16 protein-coding genes, 1 tRNA gene and 1 pseudogene are annotated in these 23,769 nt (G+C 64.3%); 13 read left to right on the top strand and 5 right to left on the bottom strand.

What is annotated here, in order from left to right:
* Nucleotides 1–80 precede the first annotated feature (80 nt).
* Nucleotides 81–1,949 (top strand): signal peptide peptidase SppA, encoded by a 1,869-nt coding sequence (sppA, locus tag G513_RS0103955; RefSeq protein WP_022975529.1) that lies wholly within the window; start codon nucleotides 81–83, stop codon nucleotides 1,947–1,949.
* Between the two features lie 31 nt (nucleotides 1,950–1,980).
* Here the strand turns inward: sppA and G513_RS0103960 are convergent, their stop codons facing one another.
* From G513_RS0103960 to G513_RS0103975, 4 genes are all read right to left on the bottom strand, one after another.
* Entirely contained in the window at nucleotides 1,981–2,844 is an 864-nt protein-coding gene (locus G513_RS0103960; protein WP_028475112.1) for a DUF1003 domain-containing protein, read from the bottom strand.
* A gap of 63 nt (nucleotides 2,845–2,907) precedes the next feature.
* Nucleotides 2,908–3,762 (bottom strand): carboxylating nicotinate-nucleotide diphosphorylase, encoded by an 855-nt coding sequence (nadC, locus tag G513_RS0103965; protein ID WP_028475113.1) that lies wholly within the window; start codon nucleotides 3,760–3,762, stop codon nucleotides 2,908–2,910.
* Between the two features lie 8 nt (nucleotides 3,763–3,770).
* A complete protein-coding gene (argF, locus tag G513_RS0103970) occupies nucleotides 3,771–4,667 on the bottom strand; it encodes an ornithine carbamoyltransferase (RefSeq protein ID WP_022975531.1) in 897 nt (298 codons plus the stop codon).
* A gap of 174 nt (nucleotides 4,668–4,841) precedes the next feature.
* Nucleotides 4,842–5,417 carry a superoxide dismutase gene (locus G513_RS0103975; RefSeq protein WP_022975532.1) on the bottom strand — a complete coding sequence of 192 codons (576 nt, stop codon included), beginning with the start codon at nucleotides 5,415–5,417 and terminating at the stop codon, nucleotides 4,842–4,844.
* A 202-nt stretch (nucleotides 5,418–5,619) separates the two neighbouring features.
* Between G513_RS0103975 and grxD the strand changes: the two genes are divergently transcribed.
* The 5 genes and pseudogenes from grxD (at nucleotide 5,620) to G513_RS0104000 (ending at nucleotide 11,870) form a co-directional block, all read left to right on the top strand.
* Nucleotides 5,620–5,940 carry a Grx4 family monothiol glutaredoxin gene (gene grxD / locus G513_RS0103980; protein WP_022975533.1) on the top strand — a complete coding sequence of 107 codons (321 nt, stop codon included), beginning with the start codon at nucleotides 5,620–5,622 and terminating at the stop codon, nucleotides 5,938–5,940.
* Between the two features lie 200 nt (nucleotides 5,941–6,140).
* On the top strand, nucleotides 6,141–6,902 hold the full coding sequence (locus tag G513_RS0103985) for a competence/damage-inducible protein A (protein ID WP_022975534.1): 762 nt from the start codon (nucleotides 6,141–6,143) through the stop codon (nucleotides 6,900–6,902).
* The gene (locus G513_RS0103990) at nucleotides 6,899–8,119 is read left to right on the top strand and encodes a Coenzyme F420 hydrogenase/dehydrogenase, beta subunit C-terminal domain (RefSeq protein ID WP_022975535.1); all 1,221 of its coding nucleotides are present in this window, start codon (nucleotides 6,899–6,901) and stop codon (nucleotides 8,117–8,119) included. The genes G513_RS0103985 and G513_RS0103990 overlap by 4 nt, the downstream gene beginning before the upstream one ends.
* Before the next feature lie 127 nt (nucleotides 8,120–8,246).
* Nucleotides 8,247–10,537: pseudogene (locus tag G513_RS26430) on the top strand (NADP-dependent malic enzyme).
* 145 nt (nucleotides 10,538–10,682) lie between these two features.
* On the top strand, nucleotides 10,683–11,870 hold the full coding sequence (locus G513_RS0104000; protein ID WP_028475114.1) for a pyridoxal phosphate-dependent aminotransferase: 1,188 nt from the start codon (nucleotides 10,683–10,685) through the stop codon (nucleotides 11,868–11,870).
* 121 nt (nucleotides 11,871–11,991) lie between these two features.
* On the opposite strand, the gene G513_RS0104005 is transcribed toward G513_RS0104000, so the two are convergent.
* Nucleotides 11,992–12,067: transfer RNA gene (locus tag G513_RS0104005), tRNA-Asn, on the bottom strand.
* Between the two features lie 390 nt (nucleotides 12,068–12,457).
* Between G513_RS0104005 and G513_RS0104010 the strand changes: the two genes are divergently transcribed.
* The 7 genes from G513_RS0104010 (at nucleotide 12,458) to G513_RS21260 (ending at nucleotide 23,768) form a co-directional block, all read left to right on the top strand.
* A complete protein-coding gene (locus tag G513_RS0104010) occupies nucleotides 12,458–14,695 on the top strand; it encodes an NADP-dependent isocitrate dehydrogenase (protein ID WP_022975537.1) in 2,238 nt (745 codons plus the stop codon).
* Nucleotides 14,696–14,832: 137 nt separating this feature from the next.
* The gene (locus G513_RS0104015) at nucleotides 14,833–16,590 is read left to right on the top strand and encodes a vWA domain-containing protein (RefSeq protein ID WP_022975538.1); all 1,758 of its coding nucleotides are present in this window, start codon (nucleotides 14,833–14,835) and stop codon (nucleotides 16,588–16,590) included.
* The gene (locus G513_RS0104020) at nucleotides 16,591–17,166 is read left to right on the top strand and encodes an RNA polymerase sigma factor (protein ID WP_022975539.1); all 576 of its coding nucleotides are present in this window, start codon (nucleotides 16,591–16,593) and stop codon (nucleotides 17,164–17,166) included. It begins immediately after the preceding gene.
* Nucleotides 17,159–18,250: a hypothetical protein gene (locus G513_RS0104025; protein WP_022975540.1), complete on the top strand. Its 1,092-nt coding sequence runs from the start codon at nucleotides 17,159–17,161 to the stop codon at nucleotides 18,248–18,250. Before G513_RS0104020 ends, G513_RS0104025 begins: the two co-directional genes overlap by 8 nt.
* Nucleotides 18,251–18,447: 197 nt before the next feature.
* Nucleotides 18,448–19,824 carry a TolC family outer membrane protein gene (locus tag G513_RS0104030; RefSeq protein ID WP_022975541.1) on the top strand — a complete coding sequence of 459 codons (1,377 nt, stop codon included), beginning with the start codon at nucleotides 18,448–18,450 and terminating at the stop codon, nucleotides 19,822–19,824.
* Between the two features lie 48 nt (nucleotides 19,825–19,872).
* Nucleotides 19,873–22,224, top strand: coding sequence for an HlyD family secretion protein (locus G513_RS0104035; protein WP_022975542.1), 2,352 nt, complete (start codon nucleotides 19,873–19,875; stop codon nucleotides 22,222–22,224).
* A 56-nt stretch (nucleotides 22,225–22,280) separates the two neighbouring features.
* On the top strand, nucleotides 22,281–23,768 hold the full coding sequence (locus G513_RS21260; RefSeq protein WP_033417282.1) for a hypothetical protein: 1,488 nt from the start codon (nucleotides 22,281–22,283) through the stop codon (nucleotides 23,766–23,768).
* The last annotated feature ends 1 nt before the right edge of the window (nucleotide 23,769 follow it).

Genomic DNA, 23,769 nt, shown 5'->3' on the forward strand with positions numbered 1-23,769 from the left:
TCGCGGAACCTCTCTCGAGCCGCGTACTGGCAAGCCCCGTGCGATACTTTTCCGTCCCCATTGCCCCGGATTTCCCCCTCATGAGTGAGCCGCGCCCCCTGATCGTGCGTCTGTTCAGCTGGATCTGGACGCTGATCGTGTTCTGCTTCCGCGCCCTGGTCATTCTTTCGCTGGTCGTCCTCGGCGTCGGCATTTGGGCCGGCAGTCGTGACCAGACGCCGGTGATCGAGGACAACGTCGCGCTGACCGTGATCCCGTTCGGCGATCTCAGCGACCAGATCCCGAACGACCGCAGCCGCGCGTTCCTGCAGCGGTTCAGCGACAACAAGCCGACCCAGACCTCGTTGCGCGAAGTGGTCGATGCCATCGACGCCGCTGCCACCGATACGCGCATTCCGTCGATCGTCGTCAAGCTCGATGACATGGCCGGCGCCGGTCTGCCGCAGCTGGAAGAAATCGCCGTCGCCCTGCGCAAGTTCCGCGCGGCCGGCAAGCCGGTGTACGCCTACGGCGATTCCTACGATCAGAAGCAGTACTACATCGCCGCGCAGTCCGATGAAATCTCGATCGATCCGCTCGGTTCGGTGCTGCTCGAAGGTTTTTCGGTCTACACCAACTACTTCAAGGACGCGCTGGACAAGCTGGGCGTGCAGATCAACGTGTTTCGCGTCGGCGAGTTCAAATCCGCCGTCGAGCCTTACGAGCGTAACGACATGTCGCCCGAGGCCCGCACCGCGAACCAGGCCTGGCTCGGCGATCTCTGGAGCCTGTACGGCACCACCATCGGCGACGCGCGCAAGCTGACGCCGGACGCCGCCAATCGCTATATCGCCGGCTTGTCGGCGGGGCTGGAGAAGCACAAGGGCGATCTCGCTGCCTATGCGCTCGAAGCCGGCCTGGTGACCCAGATCGAAACCCAGGCGGATTTCCGCAAACGGATGATCGAACGGGTAGGCGAAGACGACGATCACGGCTCGTTCCGTCAGATCGACGCTGGCAGCTATCTGGCCGCCGTCCACGCCGAAAAATCCGCACGTGGCGCCGACAAGATGGCCGTGGTGATCGTTCAGGGCGAAATCGTCGACGGTGATGGCGAGGACAACAACGCTGGCGGCGACACCATCGCCGATCTGCTCGACCGCGCCCGCCGCGACGACAAGGTAAAGGCGGTGTTGTTGCGGGTGAATTCGCCGGGCGGCAGCGTGTTCGCCTCGGAGAAGATTCGTCGTGGCGTGCTGGCGCTGCAGGCAGCCGGCAAGCCGGTCGTCGCGTCGATGTCGACCCTGGCGGCGAGCGGCGGCTACTGGATTTCGATGGACGCTGACCAGATCTGGGCAGAACCGACGACGATCACCGGCTCGATCGGCATCTTCGGCATGATCCCGACCATCAACGAGCCGCTGAACAAGATCGGCATCCACACCGATGGCGTCGGCACCACGCCGCTGGCCGGCGCGTTCCGCATCGACCGGCCGCTGGCCGACAGCGTCAAGACGCTGTTCCAGCTGCAGATCGAGAAGGGTTATCGCAACTTCATCGAAGGCGTGGCCAAGGGTCGCGAGATTCCGGTCGAGCAGGTCGATTCGATCGCTCGCGGAAGGGTCTGGAGCGGCAAGGCGGCGAAGGAACTCGGGCTGGTCGATTCGCTCGGCAGCTTCCAGGATGCCGAAACGGCATTGGCGCAGCTGGCCAAGCTCACCCCCGGCCGCTATCAGCTCAACGAGATGCAGCCGGATCGCGATCTGTTCAAGCAACTGCTCGGCGAGCTGTTCGGCAAGGGACAGGGCATGAGCGGCCAGGGCAATCTCTATGGCGCGCTGCTGGGCCAGCTTCCGGGTGGCGCCTTGGCGGCACCGGCCCGGGCGATCGGGGATGCCGTGCGTCGTCTCGACGACCCGCAGCGCGTCTACGCCTACTGCTTCTGCACGCCGGTGCTCGGCGGGCGCTGAGCGAGATCAGAGACTTCTGGAGTCGGCGGCGCTACTTGGCGCCGCCGACCTTGGTAACAGTTGCCTGGCGAACCTCTGCCAGCTCGCGGCGCAGTTCGGCCAGTTCGAGCAGTACCTGGCCGATGCCGGTCTCGTTCTTCAGGTTGACCCGGTAATCGGCTTCCGCGTGCAGGCGTTCCTTCAGCACCTGCCGGTTCTGACTCATCATCAGCAGCGGCCCTTGCACGGCGACCAGAAACGCCAGGAAGAAGTTGAAGAACTGGTACGGATAGGGATCGAACTGCAAACCGGGCACGGCGTTGACACCGGTCCAGAGCGCCGTCGAAACAATCAGCAGGATCAGGAAGGACCAGCTGCCGTTCCACTGCGCCACCCGATCGGCCAGCTTCTGCGACCAGGTCTGTTGTTCATCGGATTCCCGATTGATGTCGCGGGATGCCGGCGTGCCAAGCAGCTCGGCAGCGGTGCGCAGTCGCCGTGACATCACCGCCAGCATCGAGATGCCGATGCGCGGCGAACGATCGAGCTGGGCGATGAAGCTGTCGCGGGTCAGTTCGACCAGCTCCGCACCGTGCGGCACGTCGACACTGGCGCTGCGCGGCTCGTTGTCGATCAGCGCCATCTCGCCGAAGAATTCACCTTCGCCCAGTTCCTGCAGCATCACCGGCGCGGCACCTTGTTGCGTGGCCGGCAGCAGCACGCGCACCTTGCCGCTGACGACGATGAACATCGAGCCGCCGTGCTCGCCCTTCGAGAACAGCAAGGTGCCAGGCACAACCTTGCGCGGCAGCAGCAGCTGTTCCAGTTCGCCGAGATCGCTGTCGGAAAAATCCTGGAACAGCGGCACGCGCTTCAGCAGTTGCAGATAAGCAGTCACCGGAACATTCCCCGACATGGCCTTGGCTACGACTCGGATGGTCGCTCTGCAAGCATTGTGCGCTTCGGCCGCCGGGCGCTGTCAGGTGAAACGCATCGACAGATCGACGGCGCGGACATGCTTGGTGATGGCGCCGATCGAGATGCGGTCGACGCCGGTTTCGGCAATCGCGCGGATGTTCGCGAGCGTAGCGCCGCCGGAGTATTCGATCAGCGTGCGGCCGCCAGCAGCGCGATGGGCCTGGGTCAGACGCACGGCGGCAATCAGTTCGGAGTCGGCGAAATCATCGACCAGCAATAGATCGACATCCTGATCCAGGGCGATGCGGGCTTCGTCCAGCGTTTCCGCTTCGGTCATCAGCGGCACACCGGAATCCAGCGCGCGCGCGGCGGCAATCGCTTCGGCGATACCTCCGGCTGCAGCGATGTGGTTTTCCTTGATCAGGATGCCGTCGTACAGGCCGATGCGATGGTTGACGCCGCCGCCGCAGAGCACGGCGTACTTCTGGGCATTGCGCAGGCCGGGCAAGGTCTTGCGGGTATCGACGATCGCCGCACCGGTGCCCGCCACAGCGTCGACGTACTCGCGCACCGCAGTCGCGGTGCCGGACAGTGACTGCAGGAAGTTCAGCGCCGTGCGCTCACCGGTCAGCAGGCTGCGCGCCGAGCCTTGCAGGCGATAGAGCACTTGATCAGCGGCCACTAACTGGCCATCGTCGACCAGCCATTCGAGCTGAACGGAGTCATCGAGCTGCGCGAACACCGCATCGACCCAGGCCCGGCCGCAGATCACCGCAGTTTCCCGGGAGATCACTCGCGCGCTGGCCTGCTGGTCGGCTGGCACCAGACGCGCCGTGTGATCGCCGCTGCCCAGATCTTCGGCAATGGCTTGGGCGACGACGGCGTCCAGATCATTGACGTAAGCCGGCAGCGTCATCTGCAGGCTCACTTCGAGAGCAGATGTTCGAGCAGCGCCATCTGCGCCCACATGCGGTTTTCGGCTTCGTCCCAGACCACGCTCTGCGGTCCGTCGATGACTTCGGCCGACACTTCCTGGCCGCGATGCGCCGGCAGGCAGTGCATGAAGATCGCGTCGCGCTTGGCGCGGGTCATCAGCGCTGCGTCGATCTGGTAGTCGGCGAATGCGGTGACCCGGCGCTGCTGCTCGGCTTCCTGGCCCATGCTGGTCCAGGTATCGGTGACCAGAACGTCCGCGCCATTGGCGGCAAAGCTGGCGCCGCGCAGCAGTTCGACATGGCTGCCTGCAGCCGCGACGATGTCCGCCGCCGGCTCGAAACCCTTGGGGCAGGCGATGCGGAAGCTGAAATCGAATAGCGCTGCCGCTTCGATCCAGGAATGGCAGACGTTGTTGCCGTCGCCGATCCAGGCCGCGACCTTGCCCTTCGGATCACCGCGATGCTCGAACCAGGTCTGCATGTCGGCCAGTAACTGGCAGGGGTGATGCAGGTCCGACAGGCCGTTGATCACCGGCACGCGGGAGGCCGAAGCCAGCGCTTCCTGATCGGCCTGGGAATCGTTGCGGATCATGATCGCGTCGCACATCCGCGACAGCACTTTCGCCGTGTCCTCGATCGGTTCGTCGCGGCCGAGCTGGGTGGCGTTCGAATGCAGGAACAGCGCGTGGCCGCCGAACTTGGCCATGCCGGCTTCAAAGCTGACACGGGTGCGCGTCGAGTTCTTGGTGAAGATCATCGCCAGCGTCTTGCCCGTCAGCACGCCGTTTCGCGTCGGGCCGGACTTCTTCATCTCGATGGCGCGCAGCACGATGGCGCGCAGTTCGTCGGAAGTGAAGTCGCTGAGCTTGAGCAGGTGACGAGTCATCTCGAAATCCGGTGGAGCGCGGCCCGGGTCACGGCGGGCAGCGGGTCATGCAAGGGTCTGAAGGAGGGGGTGAAAGGCCAAAAACAAAAAGGGTCGCAACCGGCGACCCTTTCAACCATAAATGAACCGGGCGTCGTCCGTCCACGCGGGACGGACGTGCCCGATCTGCTGCGATCAGCTCAGGTTCTTCTCGACGAATTCCCAGTTCACCAGCGACCAGTAGTGTTCCAGGTAGGTCGGACGGGCATTACGGTAGTCGATGTAGTAAGCGTGTTCCCAGACGTCGCAGGTCAGCAGCGGCGTGTCGCCATTGGTCATCGGGTTGCCGGCGCCGGTGGTCGAAACGATCGCCAGCGTGCCGTCTGACTTCTTGACCAGCCAGGCCCAGCCCGAGCCGAAGGTGCCGATGGCGGCTTCGGTGAACTGCTTCTTGAAGTCTTCGATGCCGCCGAAGGTCTTGACCAGCGCGTCGGTCAGCTTCTTGCCGGGGGCAGCCTGGCTTGGCGTAAGGCAATGCCAGAAGAAGGTGTGATTCCAGATCTGGGCGACGTTGTTGAACAGCTTGCCGGACGACTTCTTGATCACGTCTTCGATCGACGCGTTCTCGAATTCGGTACCGACGATCAGCTTGTTGGCCATGTCGACATAGGCCTTGTGATGCTTGCCGTAGTGGTACTCGAAGGTCTCGCGCGACATGTGCGGCTCGAGTGCTTCGCGGGGGTACGGCAGTTCCGGCAGGGCAAAGGTCATGGAAATTACTCGTGAAGGCGGGTTGACGGTTCCGAGGGGTTCAAACGTCCGATGAGATGTCGCCGGACTGGCGTCGACTGCGATCCCATCGATGGCGCGATTTTAGCATTGCCGATGTGCCCGAAGGGCGGCTTCAATGTAGCTGATCCTTCCGGGTGTTAAAATCCGGTCATTCCCCGCCTCAGCCATCACGGACAGGACCATGGACGCACTCGAAAGAATCAAGCAGCAGGTTACCCAGAACCCGATCATTGTCTACATGAAGGGCACGCCGGATTTTCCGCAATGCGGATTTTCGTCGCGCGTCATCAAGGCCCTCAATAGCTGCGGGGCGGAGTACGCCTACGTCAACATCTACGAAGACGAAGAGGTTTATCGCGCGCTGCCGAAGTTCGCCAACTGGCCGACCTTCCCGCAGCTGTACGTGAAGGGCGAACTGGTCGGCGGCTGTGACATCACGCTCGACCTGTTCCAGTCCGGCGAACTGCAGAAGATGCTGAAGGAAGCGACTGTCGCTGCCTGATCGCTGCTCGGCTGTACCGAAAACGCCCGCCTTGCGCGGGCGTTTTTTGTTGAGCCGCCTACGACGGCCTTCCCCTGCGGGCATCCTGCCCTGGCTTTGCAAACCGCGAACCGGTATCACCGCCATGGGAAATCTGGCGCATAAATCCGCGCCGTAATAACTTGGCGGCCCGCAGGCTGCGGACACTAGGAGGGATCGAGATGGCGGTAGGTCTTCTGATCGTCGGTGACGAACTGCTGTCCGGCAAGCGGCCGGACAAGCATTTGCCGAAAGTGATCGAGCTGCTCGGCGCGCGCGGCATCAGCCTGGAATGGGCGCATTTCGCCGGTGATGACGAGCTGCAGATCGCCGAGCTGATCCGCGCTGCACGGACCCGCGGCGACGTGCTGCTGTCCTGTGGCGGCATCGGCGGCACTCCGGATGACCGCACGCGGCAAGCCGCGGCACGCGCCTTCGACGTGCCGATTGCCCGTCATCCCGAAGCGCTGGCGATCATCGAGCGCCAGTACGGTGACAAGGCCTGGCCGAATCGCGTGCTGATGGCCGATTTCCCGCTCGGTGCGGGGCTGATCCCGAATCCAGTCAACAACATCGCCGGCTTCCACATCGGCAACTGCTACTTCGTGCCCGGCTTCCCGGAAATGGCCTGGCCGATGCTCGAATGGGTGCTCGACGAGCGTCTGCAGGCTCTGCACAACGCCGAGCCGCCAGTCGAATTCACCTTCCGCGCCTATGGCTCGGGCGGCGAGGGCGATCTGATCGACCTGATGGAAGCCACCTTGAGCGCCTATCCGCCGATCAAGCTCGCCAGCCTGCCGTTTCGCGGTACGCCCGAGCGCGAGCGGCACATCGAATTCGGCATCAAAGGCCCGAAGGCCGACGCCGAAGCGGCCACCCGCTGGTTCCGCGAGCGGCTGCTGGCGCGCGGTGACATTCGCATCGAAGACCTGCGTCAACCATGAGCGCAACGCCGGCCGCTGACTCCGTATTGCGGCCGGCGGCAGCTCGCGAGCTGTGTACCGATTGCGGTATCTCGCGCTCGAGCGACCCCGGCCGCTGCGGCCGCGCCTGCCAGTTCATCAAACCGGATTACCCGGCGCTGGAAACCCGCGTCCATGGCCGGACGCGGAATGCCTTGCGGCCGGACGAAACCTTCTTCGGCCCGCATCAGCAGATGCACCGCGCGGCACTCGCAAAGCCGAAGCCCGGCGCGCAATGGACCGGCATCACCACCAGAATCGCCGAACGTCTGCTCGAAACCAGCGCCGTCGACGCGGTGCTGACGATGACCGCCGATCCCACCGATCGCTGGCGCCCGGTGCCGGTGCTGGTCACCCGGGCAGAAGACCTTGCCGCCTGTCGGGGCATGCGCATGGGCTACGCACCGCTGCTGGCGCTGCTGGAGCCGGCGCGCGCTGCCGGCCACAAGCGCCTCGCGGTGATCGGCATTCCCTGTCAGATCTATGCCCTGCGAGCACTTGAAGCGGAACTGGGTTTCGACCGTCTCTACGTGATCGGCACGCCCTGCTCGGACAACACCACGACCGAGAACTTCCATACCTTTCTCGACCTGCTGTCGGATCAGCCCGACACGATCAGCTATCTGGAATTCCGCGCTGATTACCACGTCGAACTGCGCTTCGACGATGGCCGCCACAAGACCATCCCGTTCCTGCAGTTGCCGATCTCGAAACTGCCGCGCGACTTCTTTCCGCTGACCTGCCGCACCTGTGTCGACTACACCAACACGCTCGCCGACATCACCGTCGGCTACATGGGCGGCGAGGGCGAGCAATGGCTGATCGTGCGCAATGCGCGCGGTGCGGAACTGCTGGCGCTGCTCGGCGATGAAGTGCGTCTGTCGGCGCCGGGCAGTGCCGGCAAGCGTGCCGGGCCGGTCAAGGGATTTCTCGCCAACACCGAGCGCGCCGCTGGTGGCTTGCCGCTGCGGCGGATGCCGGACTGGCTGAAGCCGATCGTAGGCTGGCTGATGCCCAGAGTCGGCCCGCGCGGCCTGGAATTCGCGCGTGCGCGGGTCGAGATGAAAGCGGTGGAAACGGTCATCCATCTGCGTCGCGAAATGCCTCGCCGGTTGAAATCGATGGTGCCAGCGCACGTCTGGAAGCTGGTCGAGGCCTATGGCTTGAAGCCGTCTGAGGACGAGATCCCACCGCGCTGAGCGTCGGCCACTCGTGGCATGCACACATTGGCCGATCGAAATGCATCGGTAATGAGGGTCAACCCTCGAAGATTCCCTAGAATGCGCGTCCCGTAGAACAGCTCCAGAACCGCCGAGACCTTCGCGCATGAATCCGATCGACGCCCAGCGCAAGGCCGCGCTCGAATATCACGAGTTTCCGACCCCCGGAAAACTCGCGGTCATGCCGACCAAGCAGATGGTCAACCAGAACGATCTGGCGCTGGCCTATTCGCCCGGTGTCGCGGCAGCCTGCGAGGAGATCGTCAAAGACCCGGCCAACGCCTTCCGCTACACCGCGCGCGGCAATCTGGTGGCAGTGATCACCAATGGCACGGCCGTGCTCGGTCTTGGTGCAATCGGCCCGCTGGCAGCCAAGCCGGTGATGGAAGGCAAGGCGGTGCTGTTCAAGAAATTCGCCGGCATCGACGTCTTCGATCTGGAAGTCGAGCAGCGCGATCCGGACAAGCTGATCGAGCTGATTGCCGCGCTCGAACCGACCTTCGGCGGCATCAACCTCGAAGACATCAAGGCGCCGGAATGCTTCTACATCGAGCGCAAGCTGCGCGAGCGGATGAAGATTCCGGTTTTCCACGATGACCAGCACGGCACCGCGATCATCGTCGGCGCGGCGGTCACCAATGGCCTGGCAGTGGTCGGCAAGGACATCGGCGCGGTCAAGCTGGTGGTCAGCGGTGCGGGTGCGGCGGCGCTGGCCTGCGTCGAGTTGCTGGTCGAGCTCGGCATCCGCATCGAGCATGTCTGGCTCACCGATCTCGCCGGTGTCGTCTACCAGGGCCGCACCGAGCTGATGGACGAGGACAAGGCACGCTACGCGCAGGCCACCGACGCCCGCACGCTGGCCGAGGTGATCCCGGAGCCGACATCTTTCTCGGCCTGTCCGCCGGCGGTGTGCTGAAGCCGGAGATGGTCAAGACCATGGCGACCCGGCCGCTGATCCTGGCGCTGGCCAACCCGACGCCGGAAATCCTGCCGAGCGAAGTGCGCAGCGTCCGCGACGACGCGATCATCGCCACCGGCCGCACCGATTACCCGAACCAGGTCAACAACGTCCTGTGCTTCCCGTTCATCTTTCGAGGCGCGCTCGATGCGGGTGCCACGACGATCACTCGGGAGATGGAAATCGCCGCCGTGCGGGCGATTGCCGAACTGGCACGGCTGGAGCAGAGCGATGTCGTGGCCAATGCCTATGGCATCGAGGATCTGTCGTTCGGCCCCGAATACCTGATTCCGAAACCCTTCGATCCGCGCCTGATCGTGCAGATCGCACCGGCTGTGGCGCAGGCGGCGATGGACTCCGGCGTGGCGACCCGGCCGATCGAGGATTTCGACGCTTACCGACAGAAGCTGCAGCAGTTCGTGTACCACAGCGGCACCCTGATGAAGCCGGTGTTCGCGGCCGCGCGCCGGGTGCCGGCGGACAAGAGCCGGATCATCTTTGCCGAAGGCGAGGACGAGCGCGTCCTTCGCGCCGTGCAGATCGTCGTCGACGAAAAGCTGGCGCGGCCGATCCTGGTCGGCCGGCCGAAAGTCATCGCGCTGGCGATCGCCAAGCACGGCTTGCGGATCAAGGCTGGCGAGCATTTCGATGTCGTCAATCCGGAATACGACGAGCGCTATCACGACTACTGGAGCGAGTACCAGACGATCATGGCGCGCCGCGGCGTGACTGCGCAGTACGCGCGCATCGAGATGCGCCGCCGCACCAGCCTCATCGCCTCGATGTTGCTCAGGAAGGGCGAGGGCGACGGCATGATCTGCGGCACTTTCACCACTACCTGGCGCCATCTGCAGTACATCGACCGGGTGATCGGCCTCAAGGAAGGCGCCAACTGCTATGCGTTGATGAACGGCGTGGTGCTGCCAACGCGCCAGCTGTTCATCGTCGACACCCACGTCAATGTCGATCCGACCGCCGCCCAGCTTGCCGAGATCACCGTGATGGCCGCTGAGGCGATCCGTCGCTTCGGTATCGAGCCGAAAGCGGCGCTGCTGTCGCATTCGAACTTCGGTTCCAGCGATTCACCGAGCGCCCTGAAGATGCGCGAAACCTTGGCGCTGCTGCGCGAACAGGCGCCGGAGCTGATCGTCGACGGCGAAATGCATGCCGATTGCGCGCTGGACGAAGCGCTGCGTCGCTCGGTGCTGCCGGAATCGACCTTGACCGGCCAGGCCAATCTGCTGGTCTGCCCGAACCTCGATGCCGCGAACATCGCCTACAACCTGCTGAAGACCGCCGCCGGCAACAATGTCGCGATCGGGCCGGTACTGCTCGGCTGCGCAAAGCCGGTTCACATCCTGACCCCGTCGGCGACCGTGCGTCGCATCGTCAACATGGTGGCGCTGACGGTCATGGAAGCCGCCAAGGGCTTGACCTGAGGGGCTCTGAACTCTACGCGGAGCGCAGCATTTGTTATCGGAAAATGGCTCGCCCGCCTTGGGCGTAGCCGCCAAGTTCCAGTATCCTTCGCGCGCTTTTTTGCTGCCCTTATCGCCGCTTTCGCAACAGGAACTGACAGGACATATCGTGGACCAGACGCTCGCCGCCCGCGTGGGCCGTATCAAGCCCTCTCCGACTCTCGCCGTCACCGCCAAGGCCGGTGAACTGAAAGCGCAGGGTCTCGATGTGCTGAGCCTCGGCGCCGGTGAGCCGGACTTCGACACGCCGGCACACGTCAAGGCCGCCGCCGTGAAGGCGATTGCCGATGGCTTCACCAAGTACACACCGGTGGGCGGCACGCCGAGCCTGAAGCGGGCGATCATCGCCAAGCATCAGCGCGATAACGGTCTGGAATACGCGCCGAACCAGGTGCTGGCTTCCGTCGGCGGCAAGCAGGCTTGCTACAACCTCTGCCAGGCGCTGCTCAACGATGGCGACGAGGTGATCATCCCGGCGCCGTTCTGGGTCAGCTATCCGGACATGGTGCTGCTCGCCGACGGCAAGCCGGTGATCCTGCCGACCGATGCCTCGACGCGCTACAAGATCACCGCGGCGCAGCTGGCGGCGGCGATCACCGCGAAGACGCGGCTGATCTTCCTGAACTCGCCGTCGAACCCGTCGGGCATGGCCTACACCAAGGCCGAGCTGGCGGCGCTCGGCGAAGTGCTGCTCAAGTACCCGCGGATCATCATCGCCAGCGATGACATGTACGAAAAGATCCTCTGGGCGCCGGAGCCGTTCGCGAACATCGTCAACGCCTGCCCGGAGCTGTACGAGCGCACCATCCTGATCCACGCGGTGTCGAAGACCTACGCGATGACCGGCTGGCGTCTGGGCTGGTCCTGTGGCCCGAAGTGGCTGATCACGGCGATGGCCGACATCCAGAGCCAGAGCACCTCGAACCCGACCTCGATCGCCCAGGTGGCCGCCGAAACCGCGCTCAACGGCGACCAGGCCTGCGTCGCCGAGATGACCGTCGCCTTCAAGCGCCGCCACGACCTGCTGGTCGACGGCCTGAACAAGATTCCGGGCATCAAGTGCCTGCCGGGCGACGGCACCTTCTACGCGTTCCCGGACGTCTCCGGCCTGATGAAGGCCAAGGGCTTCGAAGACGATCTGCAGCTGTCGGACGCGCTGCTGAAAGAGAAGCTCGTCGCGCTGGTGCCAGGTTCGGCATTCGGCACGCCGGGCCACATGCGCCTGTCGTTCGCGACCAGCGACAAGGTGCTGGTCGAAAGCCTGAAGCGCATCGACGAATACGCGCGCGGCTGACGCGCTGCGATGGTGACCGAAGGCCCGCAGATGCGGGCCTTTTTTTGGGGGCTTTCCGGTGCCGGCAAAGGCAGGCCAGCGGCCACAAAAAAGCCCGCACGAGGCGGGCTGGTTTTCTGCGTGGCTCCCTGAGTAGGACTCGAACCTACGACCCAGTGATTAACAGTCACTTGCTCTACCGACTGAGCTATCAGGGAATTCGGCAGGCGCGCATTCTAACGGAAGTTGCCGGCAAAGCAACATCATCTGCATCGATTTCATCGTTTCGATGCTGTGCGGGCATCGGCCACATTGGCCTGTCACAGGGTCCGGGCCGTGCTGACTTCGTGGCCCGATTCCGCAGGCCGGCGTGATTGATCGATCTCGGCATTGCTTCGATCCCGAGGCCGGGTACCATACCGATGGACCTTCATCACCGCGCCGTGTCGTCGATAGCGCCGACCGCCGCCGTCGAAAGTCCGCGAGAGTCTTGCGAAGACATACCTAAAGACTCCAGCAGCAGTGAGCGCGCTTCGCTGGCCAGATCCGGCGAAGCCTGATGTTCACTTCGCCAGCTGGGGCCACCGCAATCAAAAAAAGATCAGACCATGAGCACTCCGCAGCCGACGATCATCTACACCCTGACCGATGAAGCTCCCCTGCTCGCCACCTGCGCTTTCCTGCCGATCATTCGTACCTTCACCGAGGCGGCGGGCATCGCGGTCACCACGACCGATATCTCGGTCGCGGCGCGCATCCTCGGCGAGTTTCCGGATTTCCTGACCGACGAGCAGAAAGTACCCAACACCCTGGCCGAACTCGGCAAGAAGACGCTGGAGCCGGACGCCAACATCATCAAGCTGCCGAATATCAGCGCCTCGCAGAACCAGCTGGTGGCCGCGATCCGGGAACTGCAAGGCAAGGGCTACGCGCTGCCGGATTTCCCAGAGAATCCGCAGAGCGACGAGGACAAGGCGATCCGCCTCCGCTACAACAAGTGCCTGGGCAGCGCCGTCAATCCGGTGCTGCGCGAAGGCAACTCCGATCGCCGCGCGCCGAAGGCGGTCAAGGATTACGCCCGCAAGCATCCGCACAGCATGGCGCCCTGGAGCCAGGCCTCGCGCAGCCATGTTTCGCACATGCACCGCGGGGACTTCTACCATGGCGAAAAGTCGATGACCCTGGACAAGGCGCGCGACGTGAAGATGGAACTGATCACCACCTCCGGCAAGGCACTCGTGCTGAAGCCCAAGGTCGCGCTGCAGGCTGGCGAAGTGATCGACAGCATGTTCATGAGCAAGAAAGCGCTGTGCGAGTTCTACGAGAACGAGATCGAAGACGCGCACAAGGCCGGGGTGATGTTCTCGCTGCACGTCAAGGCGACGATGATGAAGGTCTCGCACCCGATCGTCTTCGGCCACTGCGTGAAGATCTTCTACAAGGCCGCCTTCGAGAAGCACGGCAAGCTGTTCGACGAGCTGGGCGTCAACGTCAACAACGGCATGGCCAACCTGTACGACAAGATCAAGACGCTGCCGCAAACCGAGCAGGACGAGATCAAGCGCGATCTGCATGCCTGCCACGAGTACCGCCCAGAACTGGCGATGGTCGATTCGGCCAAGGGCATCACCAACTTCCACTCGCCGAACGACATCATCGTCGACGCGTCGATGCCGGCGATGATCCGCAACGGCGGCAAGATGTACGGCGCCGACGGACGCCTCAAGGACGTCAAGGCCGTGATGCCGGAATCGACCTTCGCGCGCATCTACCAGGAGATGATCAACTTCTGCAAAACGCACGGCGCTTTCGATCCCAAGACCATGGGCACCGTGCCGAACGTCGGCCTGATGGCGCAGCAGGCCGAGGAATACGGCTCGCACGACAAGACCTTCGAGATTCCGGAAGACGGTGTCGCCAACATCACCGACCTCGCCACGGGCGAAGTGCTGCTCTCGCAGACCGTGGAGACCGGTGACATCTGGCGCATGTGCCAGGTGAAGGACGCAGCGATCCGCGATTGGGTCAAGCTGGCCGTCACGCGTGCGCGCAACTCCGGCACCCCGGCGGTCTTCTGGCTCGATCCCTATCGCCCGCACGAGCACGAGCTGATCCAGAAGGTGGTGAAGTACGTGCAGGAGTACGACATCAAGGGACTCAAGCTGGAGATCATGTCCCAGGTGCGGGCCATGCGGTACACGCTGGAAAGAGTGATCCGCGGTCAGGACACGATCTCGGTCACCGGCAACATCCTGCGCGACTACCTGACCGATCTGTTCCCGATCATGGAACTGGGCACCAGCGCCAAGATGCTGTCGATCGTGCCGCTGATGGCCGGCGGCGGCATGTACGAAACCGGCGCCGGCGGCTCCGCGCCGAAGCACGTGCAGCAGCTGGTCGAAGAGAACCATCTGCGCTGGGATTCGCTCGGCGAGTTCCTGGCGCTGGCCGTGAGCCTCGAGGATCTGGGGCTCAAGACCGGCAACCCGCAGGCGAAGATTCTCGCCAAGACGCTCGATGCTGCCACCGGCAAGCTGCTCGACAACAATAAAAACCCGTCGCCGAAAACTGGCCAGCTGGACAACCGCGGCAGCCAGTTCTACCTGGCCTTGTACTGGGCGCAGGAGCTCGCCAAACAGACCGAAGACGCGGAGTTGCAGAAGCACTTCGCAGCCCTCGCCGAGAAACTCGCTGCGAACGAGCAGACCATCATCGAGGAACTCGCCTCCGTTCAGGGCAAGCCGATCGATATCGGCGGCTACTACAAGCCCGATGTGGCCAAGATGGAAGCCGCGATGCGGCCCAGCAAGACGCTCAACGCGACCCTGGCTGAAGCACAGGGCTGATCGGCATTGCAGTGGGCGGAAGTCAGGTCGATCGACCTGGCTTCCGCCCAATGCTCGGCGAGATTTTTTCCGCGCGTTTAACCCCGTTGGGCCATCGACTCCGTTTGAGTCATCAAGTCCCCACGGAGGTTCTCGCCATGCACCGTCATTTGCCTATCTTCGCCGCCGCCAGTCTGTTCGGTGCGGCGATCGCGCTGTCCGCCTGTTCGACGACTCAGCCCGCTGAATCGGCGCATCAGGAAGTCTTGCCCGCGGCAGCGCCGCAGCCATCGACGCAGACTGAAGCCGATCAGGCCGTGGTTAGCGCCAAGGCGGCCCGAGCGGCGACGATGCAGGAACATCGACTGAGCAAATCGATGCCGGCGCCGATGCAGACACTGATCGCGCCCGGTGCGCCGCTGTATCAGCCACAGCCGGCCGAGGATCGCGAGCAGTACGCCGCGCTGACCGCCAATCCGGTGTTCCGCGCAGGTGAAACTCCGGTGTCGACGTTCAGCGTCGATGTCGATACCGGTTCGTACTCGAACGTGCGCCGCCTGCTCAATGAGGGCCGCCTGCCGCCGGCCGATGCCGTGCGCGTCGAGGAGTTGATCAACTACTTCGATTATGCCTATGCCGGCCCGAAGGATCGTTCGACGCCGTTCGCGCTGCATACCGAGCTGGGCCCGACGCCCTGGAACTCGAACACAGAACTGCTGGCGATCGGCATCCAGGGCTGGAAGCCGGCGGCCAGCGAGACGCGGCCGTCGAACCTGGTGTTCCTCGTCGATGTGTCCGGCTCGATGCACGACAAGGACAAGCTGCCGCTGGTCAAGTCCAGCCTGAAGCTGCTGGCCAATGAGCTGACTGCGCGCGATCGCATCAGCCTCGTCGTCTACGCCGGCCGTACCGAAGTGGTGCTGGAACCGACGCCGGGCGACCAGACCGCGAAGATCATCGCCGCGCTCGATCGCCTTGAAGCCGGTGGCTCGACCAATGGCGCCAGCGGCATCCAGCTCGCCTACCAGATGGCGAAACAGGCCTACATGCCAGAAGGCAACAACCGCGTGCTGCTGGCCACCGATGGCGATTTCAATGTCGGCATCAGCGATGTCCGTCAGCTGAAGCAGATGGTCGAGGAACAGCGGAAATCGGGCGTGGCGCTATCGACGCTCGGCTTCGGCACCGGCAACTACAACGACCAGCTGATGGAGCAGATCGCCGACGTCGGCAACGGCCACTACCAGTACATCGACAGCCTGACCGAAGCGCGCCGGGTGTTCGTCGACGAGCGCGCGTCGGCGCTGGAAACGATCGCTCGCGACGTCAAGATCCAGATCGAGTTCAACCCGGCGCTGGTCGCCGAATACCGCTTGATCGGCTACGAAAATCGCCTGCTCAAGCGCGAGGATTTCAACAACGATGCGATCGATGCCGGCGACATCGGCGCTGGTCATCGGGTGACCGCGCTGTACGAGATTGCCCGCGTCGGCAGCGGCGGCGAGAAGATCGATGGACTTCGCTATGGCGCCGAGCAGCGCAAGCCTGCAACCACCAAGACTGGCGAGTTGGCCTTCCTGCGTCTGCGCTACAAGCTGCCGGATGACGGTATCAATGCCAGTTCCCGGCTGATCGAACGGGTGATCCGTCCGGAAGATGCGGTGACGGCGCTGAAGACTTCGGCTTCGTTCAAGCTCGCGGCAGCAGTTGCCGCTTACGGCCAGATCCTGCGCGGCGGCGAGTACGTCGATCGTTACGAGTTGCGCGACGCTGCAGCGTTGGCAAGATCGGCGATGGCGGGACAGGCCGATCAGGCCAGCGGCCGCAGCGCAGAATTCGTCGAGCTGGTGAAGCTCGCGGCGAGCCTGAAATCAACCACCGCCGCGAATCGTCCGAACGGGGAGACGACTGACTGAATGTCCACAGGCCCTAGCGATGAACAGCTGATGCAGCGCTACCGCGACGGCGATGCCAGCGCGTTCGAGCCGCTGTATCGGCGTCATCGCGATGGCGTCTACCGCTATCTGCTGCGCGGCTGTTCGCGGTCCGAACTGGCGGGCGAGCTGTTTCAAGAGGTGTGGATCGGCGTGGTGCGGGCGCGGACTGACTGGCAGCCACGCGCCCGCTTCGCGACCTGGCTGTACCGCATCGCCCACAATCGCCTGATCGACACCTGGCGCAGCACACCGCAGGGCCACGAGTCTTTGCCCGATGAGAGCGACGAGGACGGAGGCACGAGTATTCCGCCAGCGCTGTGGGCGCCGTTGCAGGAGCGGCCCGAAGAACAGCAGCTGGCCAGCGAGCGCGGTGTGCGTCTGCGCAAGGCGCTGGCCACCTTGCCGCGGGAACAGCGCGATGCCTTCCTGCTGCATGAGGAAAGCGGCATGAGCCTGGACGAGATTGCCGAAGCCAGCGGCGTCGGCCGCGAAACGATCAAGAGCCGGCTGCGCTACGCGCTGGCCAAACTGCGAGAGGCGCTCGCCGATGTCTGAACCGAAGCCGCCCGTGATGCCGGACGATGATCGCGAACTGGAAGATTTCCTGGCCGGACGCAGCGAACTGTCGCGGCTGTATCGCCAGGACGCTTCCGAGATCAAGGCGCCGGATGCGCTCGATGCGGCGGTGCTGGCGGCTGCTCAATCGTCGCTGCCGAGTGCGAAAGCGAAGCAGGCCCGGCTGCGTCGCTGGCGTCTGCCGCTGAGCCTCGCGGCATCGATGGTGATCGGCATCGCGGTGCTGCGCGAAGTGCCGCGAGAGCCTGCCTTGCCGGTGGCCAGCGAGGTGATGGCAATGGCAGTGGAAGCACCCTCACCGTCGGCTCCTGCGACGGTCGAGAAGGCGCCGCCGCGGGCGGCTGCTGCGCCAATGCCCGAGCGGGCTGAGGCAAGGAAGAAATCGGCGCCGCTGCTGCAGCCTCCTCGTGTAATTCCCGACGCCGCCATTGCCGCACCGCCGCCCGCACCGCTTGAAGCAGCCAAGCCTGAAGCCTACGAGCCAGCCCTCCGTGCACGCAGCGCGGCAAAGGCGGCGGCTCCGCTGGTGGCTGAGTCAGAGGTGATGAAGGCTGACGATGCCGCCTGGCAGCCCGCTCGCTATCGCGGTCTGCAGCTCGGCGCGGTGACGGTGGCGGAATGGCAGCGCCGGATCGGCCATCCGGCTGTCACGTCCGCTCCATCGGGCGATGCCAGACTGGCTGCTGATGCGATGACTGGCGCGAAGCCGGAGGCGGAGTCGCAGCTCGAGTACGGTTCGGGCGTTGATCCGCGCGGCAGCCTGCGTGCCGAGCTTGACCCGCAGCGGCAACGGGTCGACACCGTGATTCTTCACCTGACGTCAGCCTTGCCGCTGCGGGACGTCGAGCAGGCAGAAGCTTTGTCCGGGGCTGCGCGACAGGAAAGCGAATCCGCTCTTCTGTCCGATCGGACCGCCTGCCGCGAGGCGCGTGCGCCGGGGCCGGATCAGGGCAGGGTGGCAACGCGTGTCTACCCTGAGCGCGGCATCGAGCTGAAGCTGGACGGGGACGGTCGGGTTACCGAAATTCGCTATCGGGCCACGCAGCCGCAGCCGGCCTGCTGAGTCGAGAAACCTGCACGATCGTCTGGTTGATTTTTGAATTTTGCTGCCATCCGGCGCGATTCCTGCTTACAGGCCTCAGCTTTGGATGGAAGGGGTTTGAAAAACATCGCAGCTTCACTACGCATGGGGCAGCATCCGTAGGTGATAATCCAAAGATTAATGAAGCCCCGTTCAACGGGGTCGAGGAATGGGAGCTCATGAAGAATCTGTTGCGTCCGCTGTTGGGCGGATCGCTGTGGCTGTGCGCGGTGATGGCGTCAGCGCAAGCTGATGACCTGATGCTGGTCTATACCAAGGCGCTCGACGGCAATCCGGAATACCAGTCCGCCGTCGCCGGCTATCAGCAGGCGCTTGAAGCAAAGCCGCAGGCCTGGGCCAAGCTGTTGCCGCAGATCGGCATCAACGGCGATGCCTCGGTGGTCAACCAATCGCTCAGCGGCCGCTTCTTCGTCGGCTCCAGCCCGCAGCTTCCGAACGGGACCGACATCAATCGCGAAGACTCATTCAACAGCGTCGGTTATCAGGTCGGCCTGACCCAGGTGCTGTTCGACCGCGGCCTTTACCTGTCGCTGGATACCGCCGAGCTCGAGATGAGCCGCGCCGGCCTGCTGACGTACGACGCGCAGGATCAACTCCGCGTCGGCGTCGTCGATGCCTACTTCGCGGCACTGGCCGCCGACGACGAAGTGCGCTTCGCCACCTCGGAAAAATCAGCGATCGAAGCGGTGCTGGCGCAGACCCGCGACAAGGCCGCCATCGGCCTGGTGGCGGATACCGAACTGAAGACGGCGCAGGCGCAACTGGATCTTGCCGACGCCGGCCTGATCGCCGCGCGCAACGCCGTATCCGTGTCTCGCGCGCAGTTGTCGCTGCTGACCGGCGGCGGCGAAGTCGGCGTGCTCAAGACGCTGGCTGAGACCTACGTGCCGGGCCCGCCGGAGCCGAATCAGATCGGTGTCTGGATCGAGCGCGCCACCACCCAGAATCTGCAGGTCAAGGCCGGGCAGCTCGCAGTGCAACTGGCGAAGAAGAACATCGACAAGGCTTATGGCCTGCGCTGGCCGAAGCTCAATGCGCTGGCGGCCTACACCTACGATTACGCGCAGGGCGGCATTTCCAACGGCATCGGTGCCGAAGGCAACCGGGCGACCGACGAGCGTGTCGGCATCCAGTTGCGCGTGCCGATCTACACCGGCGGCGCGGTCAACTCCGGGATTCGCGCTGCGCAGGCGGGGTTGACTCGCGCCCAGGCCGATGAAGCCGCCAAGCGCAACGATGCTTCGCGCAAGGTGCAGATCGCCTTCCTGAACTGCAGCGCCGGCATCGCCCGCGTGCAGGCGCTGAAGCGGGCCATCGAATCGACCCGGGCTTCGGAAGAAGCAACGCGGGTGGGTTACGAAGTCGGCACCAAGACCAATGGCGAACTGCTGCTGGCGCTGCGCAGCCGCTACAAGGCCGAGCGTGATTTCGCTGCCGCCCGTTACGACGCCATCACCAACACGCTGCGCCTGCGCGCCGCGGCCGGCAGCCTGAGTCATGCCGATCTGCTGAACGTCAACAGCACGCTGCAGTAACGCCATTCCGATCCGTCCGTATTCCGTTCCGCTTGCTCAGAGTTCCTGATGGAAAGCCCTCGTCATCCGTTTCGCAAATTCATCTTCGGCTCGGCCGCCAAGTCCGCCGATGGCCTTTACTACGCGCTGACTGGCGCCCGTCATGGCCGGCCTATCCGGCTCGAGCCGGCGGAGTTCGAACTTGCGCGGCTGATGGATGGCGCGCGCGATGCCGCCACGGTGCGCAAGGCGGCAGCTGAAACGCTGGGCGCCGAGCTCAGTGCTGACGAGCTGGAACGCTTCTGCAACGAGCTGGCGATCGGCGATCTGCTCGCCGCCGGCGGCCAGGAGCCGCTCCCGGTGCCGGCGCTGACCGATGGCGAGGCGGTGATCGCCGGCTGGTCGAGCGGGCCGAAGCCGACCGGTGTGGGCTCGGAAACGGCTGCGCCGTCGACGGTACCCGGTTCCCTGACCGGTCCCGGCCTGCCCGGTTCTCTGACCGGCCTCTGGGGCGCGTTCCGCGGTGTTGTTGCACCACCGCGCGTCCGGCTGCCAGCCGGGCCGCTGCTGCCGATCGGTAGCCTGCTGAATCTGCCGATGCTTGCTGGCGTCTTCGGGCTGCTGGCGCTGCTCGCGCTGGTGGCCGGCGCCATCGCGGTGATGTGGAACAAGCGCTTCGAGATGAGTGTGGATCTCGCGCGTCTGATTGAACCCTGGCCGTTGCTGCTGACCATCATCGGCGGCGTGCTGCTGCTGAACCTGCTGTCGGAAATCGCCCGCGCCGCGGCGATCCGGGGCCAGACCCGTTCGACGCCGGCGTTCGGCATCGTGCTCGGTACCGCGCTGATCCCGCGCTTTCATACCGATACCAGCGGTGCGGCGGAAAGCGCGCCGCGCGAGCAGCGCCTGCGCATCGTCGGCAGTCCGCTGGTCGCACAGCTGATGCTGTTCGTGACGTTCGTCGGCCTGTGGCTGGTGTTCCATCACAACCATTCGATCCTGCCGTCGCTGCTGGTCGCGATGAGCTTGCTGACCAGCGCGTTCTTCCTGCTGCAGCTCAATCCGCTGGTCAAGCGCGATGGCTACAACTGGCTGGTGCAGTGGTTCCAGGCCTCGGATCTGCGCGAGCAGGCGATGTACGCGGTGATGAATTACGAGCGGCCGTGGAACGAGGCCAAGCGGCTGTCGCCGTCGGTGATGCGCTGGTACTACTTCGCCTGCGCAGCGTTCACGTTCTGGATGATGGTCTGGGTGGTGCTGTTCCCGGGCCGCTGGCTGTCCGGCGCGTTCGGCAGCGTCGGCGTGGTCATCGTCGTGCTGCTGATGGCCTGGTCGGTGTTCACCAGCGCGCGTCGGACCAAGACCACCCGTGGTTCGATCGGCGCCGGCAAGCTGAATCTGGCAGCGCCGAAGAAGCTGGATCTGGTGATCATCGCCGCCCTCGTGGTGTTTGCCCTGTTCCCGTACACCTACGAGCCGAGCGGCCAGTTCACCGTGCTGCCCAGCGCTCGCGCCGACATTCGCGCGCTGACCGCCGGCGACATCCGCGAGGTGTTCGTCAAGGAAGGAGACAAGGTCAAGGCCGGTCAGGTCATCGCCCGGATCACCGATGACGAGGAACGCACGGCGGTCGCATCCAGCGAAGCCTCGCTGGCCCGCTTGCGCGCGAATCTGTCGATCGCCAAGAAGGGCGCGAAGACCGAAGAAGTGGATCAGGCGCGCCAGGAAGTGACGACCGCCGAGAAGCGCATCGAGTTCAGCGGTGCCGAAAGCGAGCGACTGAAGAAAGCCTTTGCCAAGCGTGCGGTTTCCGATCAGGACTACCAGCGTGCGCGTTCGATCGCCGAGCTCGACAAGCAGCGTCTGCTCGAAGCCCGCAAGCATCTGGCGGTGGTTTCCAGCCCGACTCGCCCCGAGCAGTCACAGGCGATCGATGCCGAAATCGCCCGCGAGCAGGCCCTGCTCGAACTGCACCAGAAAGCGGTCGAGAACGCGCTGATCAAGGCGCCGATCGCCGGCCGTGTGGTGTCTCATCAGCTGCGCTTCGCGGTCGGTGATTTCCTTCAGCGCGGCGAGCTGCTGGCGACGGTCGAGGATTCGTCCCAGCTGCTGGTCGAGATTCGTCTGCCGGAAACCGAAGTCGGCACCATCAACATCGGCGCCAAGGCTTGGGCCAAGGCCTGGGCGTTTCCGGATGATGGTTATCCGGGCGTGATCCGCGAGATCGCCCCGAGTGCCGAGAAGAACGATTACGGCAAGGTGGTGCGCGTGGTCATGGCCATCGATCACCCGGACGGCAAGCTGCTGCCGGAGATGACCGGCTACGCCAAGGTGGAGACCGAACGGGTGCCGCTGATCGTCGCGTTCACGCGACCGGTGCTGCGCTTCTTCCTGGTCGAATTCTGGTCCTGGCTGCCGTAATGAATCTGCCGGCCGATGACCTGGATCCGGGTTTGAATCCGACCCGACGCCGCCCCATGGCGCCGGAAAACGGCCGGCTCGACGAAGCCGACTTTCGCCTGACCTGCGAAAGCGGCTTCGGCGACGGCTGGAATTCCTACGCCCACAGCATGGCCTGGTTCGAAGGCCGTCTGTATGTCGGCACCACCCGGGCGACGATGCCGGGCATGAAGCTGCTGCATCCGCCGCCGGACATCAGCCCCTGGCCGGTGGAGTCGCCGGACAATGTCTACGACATCGACCGGCGTGTGCAGATCTGGCGCTACACGCCGGAGATCGATCACTGGGAAATGATGTTCCGCGCGCCGGAAGTACCGGGCCGCACGATCAAGCGTCTGGTGCCGCGTTATGTCGGCATGCGCGGCATGACCGTGTTCCAGGGCCCGAGCGATGCCAAGCCCTGTCTGTACGTGTCGACCTGGGCGCCGGTGCAGGCAGAGCCGCCGGACATCCTGCGCAGCGAGGACGGCGTCAACTTCACCATCGTCAAGCGTCCGCCCTGGGATACCTCGGTGCGCTCGTTCCGCACGCTGCAAGTGTTCAAGGGCCGCGTGCACACCACGCCGACCGGTTCCAACGTCGGCGGCAAGGCGCAGGAATGCGTCGGCTCTGAAGCGATCATCTACTGCAGCGACGATCTGCCAACCGGCATCTGGCAGGCCTCGAATCCCGAAAGCTTCGGCAATCCGCAGAACCTCACGGTGTTCGAGATGGGCGTGTTCAACGGCCATCTGTACGCCGGCACCGTCAACCCTTACACCGGTTTCGAGTTGTGGAAGACCAACGGCGACGGCGGGCCACCGTACAAGTGGACGAAAGTGCTGCAGCACGGCGCCTGGCGTGGCCCTTACAACGAGCTCGTGGTCAGCCTGTGCGAGTTCAAGGGCGCGTTGATCGTTGGCACCGGCATCGTCAACGGCGGCTATCACCGGGCGTTCAAGATCGGGCCCGGCGCTGCGGAAATTCTTCGGGTCTGGCCGGATGACAGCTGGGAAATCCTTGTCGGTCAGTCGCGGGTGACGCCGGAAGGCGCCAAGGTTTCGCTGTCCGGTTACACGGCCGGCTTCGACAATCTGTTCAACGGCTACATCTGGCGCATGTGCACGCACGGCGAGTACCTGTACGCCGGCACTTTCTCGTGGGCGAACTCGCTGCCGTTCATGCCATCGCAGAAATGGCCGGTCGACGTCGTCAAGATGATGAACACTTGGGGCATGGAACATCTGACCCGCAACTACGGCGGCTTCGGCCTGTGGCGCACCCACGATGGCGTGCGCTGGGAATGCGTGACGCGCAGCGGATTCGGCAACAAGTTCAACTGGGGCGTGCGCAACTTCGCCTCGACCGAGCACGGCTTGTTCGTCGGCACCGCCAATCCGTTCGGGCCGCGAGTGGCCGTGCAGGAAGGCGGCGAGTGGAAATACGTCGACAACAATCGCGGCGGCTGCGAGGTGTTTCTCGGCGTGCCTGCGGTGAAGCCGACAACCGAATCGTCGGCTCGCTGAA

This window comes from Nevskia ramosa DSM 11499 (assembly GCF_000420645.1).
Lineage (GTDB): Bacteria > Pseudomonadota > Gammaproteobacteria > Nevskiales > Nevskiaceae > Nevskia > Nevskia ramosa.